This is a genomic window from Staphylococcus sp. 231237_7MaSpsaltlick (assembly GCF_043107035.1).
The window spans coordinates 1-398 of the sequence record NZ_JBICNX010000434.1 but is presented as its reverse complement, the minus strand read 5'-3'; the positions used below and the strand labels follow the sequence as shown (position 1 = coordinate 398).

Below are 398 nucleotides of genomic sequence, written 5' to 3'. Positions count from 1 at the left end.
CTTGAAGAATTATATACAGGCATATATCGATAAGAAGTAACTGGAGGTATTGGATGCAAACATTAGAACGTCATGATATCAAGAAACTTGAAGGGTACATCAAAAACATAAAACATTACCGTAAAGAATTAAGGTTCAGAGGATATGAGTTATTAGAGAACCATGATCCTGAGAATATCGGTTCAAGTAAATCAAACATACCAGGGAACCCAATTGAACGTGAGACATTGAAGAAGTTTAGTGATAAGAAGTATAACGCCTTGGACAATATTGTATCTAGTGTCGATAAGTTATTGGATAACGTGAGCGATGAAACCTTTGAGATAATGAAACTCAAGTATTGGACTGAAGATGGTGAGGAATACACAGGGGATGAGATAGCTGATGAGTTTTTTATC

General features: G+C 35.4%; 1 protein-coding gene. It reads left to right on the top strand.

Going from position 1 to position 398, the window contains the following annotated elements:
* Positions 1–53: 53 nt before the first annotated feature.
* A partial coding sequence (locus ACF91D_RS32225) for a transcriptional regulator (protein WP_392438774.1) occupies positions 54–398 on the top strand: 345 nt, incomplete at its 3' end.